This window comes from Amycolatopsis sp. NPDC049252, from assembly GCF_043197175.1.
Taxonomy (GTDB): Bacteria; Actinomycetota; Actinomycetes; order Mycobacteriales; family Pseudonocardiaceae; genus Amycolatopsis.
This window is the reverse complement of the sequence record NZ_JBICSQ010000182.1, coordinates 1-2,444: the sequence shown is the minus strand read 5'-3', so window position 1 is coordinate 2,444 and position 2,444 is coordinate 1. Positions and strand designations below refer to the sequence as shown.

The following is a 2,444-nucleotide window of genomic DNA, read 5'->3' as shown; positions in this document are numbered from 1 at the left end:
CCAACCACCCGCAGGTGGAGGCGGTCGCGCTCGGCGAGGGCGGGGTTCTCGCCGCGGCCGCGCCCGGAACGCTGCTGATCGACATGAGCACCATCCGGCCCGAGACGTCGATCGAGGTCGCGAACCTCGCGCGGGACAGGAAGATCCGCGTCCTCGACGCGCCGGTGTCCGGCGGCCAGGCCGGCGCCGAGCAGGCCGCGCTGTCCATCATGGTCGGTGGTGACGCGGCCGACTTCGAAGCCGCGAAGCCACTGTTCGAGGCACTCGGCAAGACGATCGTGCACGTCGGCCCGCACGGTGCCGGTCAGGTCGTGAAGGCCGCCAACCAGCTCGTGGTGGGCGGGATCTACGGCCTCGTCGCCGAGGCGATCGTGCTGCTGGAAGCGTCCGGTGTGGACGCCGCGACGGGCCTCGACGTGCTCGCCGGCGGCCTCGCCGGCAGCCGGATCCTCGAGCTCAAGCGCAAGTCCATGGTGGACCGCCAGTTCGCGCCGGGGTTCCGGATCGACCTGCACCACAAGGACATGGGGATCGCGCTGGCCGCCGCGCGGCAGGCCGACGTCGCGCTCCCGCTGACGGGCCTGGTCGCCCAGCTCGTCGCCGCCGGCCGTGCCATGGGGTACGGCTCCCTGGACCACTCGGCCTTGCTGAAGGTCGCCGAACAGTTGTCGGGCCGCGTCCCGGCGGAGGTGTGACATGCCCCGGATCCCCGTCATGCAGGCGGTCGTCGACGTCTTGGAGAGCGAGGGCGTCGACACCGTCTTCGGCTGCCCCGGCGCCGCGATCCTCCCGCTGTATAACGCCCTACAGGGCCGCGTCATCGAGCACCTGATCGTCCGCCACGAAGAGGGCGCGACGCACATGGCCGACGGCTGGGCCAGGACGAACGGCAACGTCGGCGTCGCGATCGGCACGTCCGGCCCGGCCGGCACCAACATGATCACCGGGCTCTACACCGCGCAGGCGGACTCGATCCCGATCATCTGCATCACCGGGCAGGCCGCGTCGGACAAGCTGCACACCGAGGCGTTCCAGGCGGTCGACATCGTCGAGATCGCCAAGCCGGTGACGAAGTGGGCGGTGCAGGTCAAGGAAGCCGCGCAGCTGCCGTGGATCTTCCGCGAGGCGTTCCGCGTCGCCCGCTCGGGCCGCCCCGGCCCGGTGCTCATCGACCTGCCGATCGACGTCCAGAAGCAGGAGATCGAGTGGGACTCCTCGATCGACTCGCCGCTGCCGCTCACCACGGTGGCACCGGCGCCCGCGCGCGTCGAACGCGCCCTCGACCTGCTGCTGGCGGCCGAGCGCCCGCTGATCCTGGCGGGCGGCGGCGTCGTGCTCGGTGAGGCGAGCGAGCAGCTGCGGGCCGCGGCCGAGCGGCTCGACGTCCCGGTGCAGGTGACGCTCATGGGCAAGGGGAGCTTCCCCGAGGACCACGAGCTGTTCGCCGGGATGGCCGGCATCCAGACGTCGCAGCGCTACGCCAACGCGGCCTTCCTCGAGGCCGACCTGGTCCTGGCGCTGGGCGCCCGGTTCGGCGACCGGCACACCGGCGAGCTGTCGGTCTACCGGGGCGACCGGAAGTTCATCCACGTCGACATCGAGCCGACCCAGCTGGGCAAGGTGTTCGGCCCGGACCTCGGGATCGTCTCGGACACCGGCGAGTTCCTCGACGCGCTCTTGAAGGCGCTGGACCACCGCTCACCGGAGCCGAGGCGGGAGTGGGTCGGGCGGATCGCGGAGCTGAAGGAAGCGCTTCCCCGGCGCGAGGACTTCGACACCCTGCCGATCAAGGCGCCCCGGGTGTTCAAGGAGATCAACGAAACCTTCGACGAGGACACCTACTTCGTCACCGCCATCGGGCTCTACCAGATCTGGTCGGGCCAGTTCCAGCGGGCGCACAAGCCACGTCACTACCAGGTCTGCGGCCAGGCCGGCCCGCTCGGCTGGGAGATCCCGGCCGCGATCGGCGTCAAGAAGGCGCGGCCCGAAGCCGAGGTCGTCGGCGTGGTCGGCGACTACTCGTTCCAGTTCCTGGTCGAGGAGCTGGCGGTCGCCGCGCAGTACGACGTCGGGTTCGTCCTGATCATGCTCAACAACGAGTACCTCGGCCTGATCCGCCAGGCCGAGACCGGGTACGACATGAACTTCGAGGTCGACATCCACTACGACGCGATCGGCACGGACAACGTGAAGATCATGGAGGCCTACGGCTGCTCGGGCACCCGCGTGCACGAGCCCGGCGAGATCCGGACGTCGCTGGAGTGGGCGCGCAAGGAGGCCGAGCGGACCAGCCGCCCGGTCCTGGTGGAGATCATGATCGAACGCGAGGGCAACGCCGCCATGGGCGCCGCCCTCGACTCGGTCCGCGAGTTCGAACCGGCGGGCTGAGCAGTCTGCCGCAGCTCGTCGTGAGTGCGTAACAGTGTTCTAACCCTGTTACGCAC

The 2,444-nt window shown here is 70.3% G+C and carries 2 protein-coding genes; both read left to right on the top strand.

The window, feature by feature from the left end:
- On the top strand, positions 1-695 hold a 695-nt coding region (locus ACGFMK_RS48955; protein ID WP_392778954.1), incomplete at its 5' end, for an NAD(P)-dependent oxidoreductase.
- A 1-nt stretch (position 696) separates the two neighbouring features.
- A complete protein-coding gene (gcl, locus tag ACGFMK_RS48950; protein WP_392778951.1) occupies positions 697-2,388 on the top strand; it encodes a glyoxylate carboligase in 1,692 nt (563 codons plus the stop codon).
- Positions 2,389-2,444: the final 56 nt, after the last annotated feature.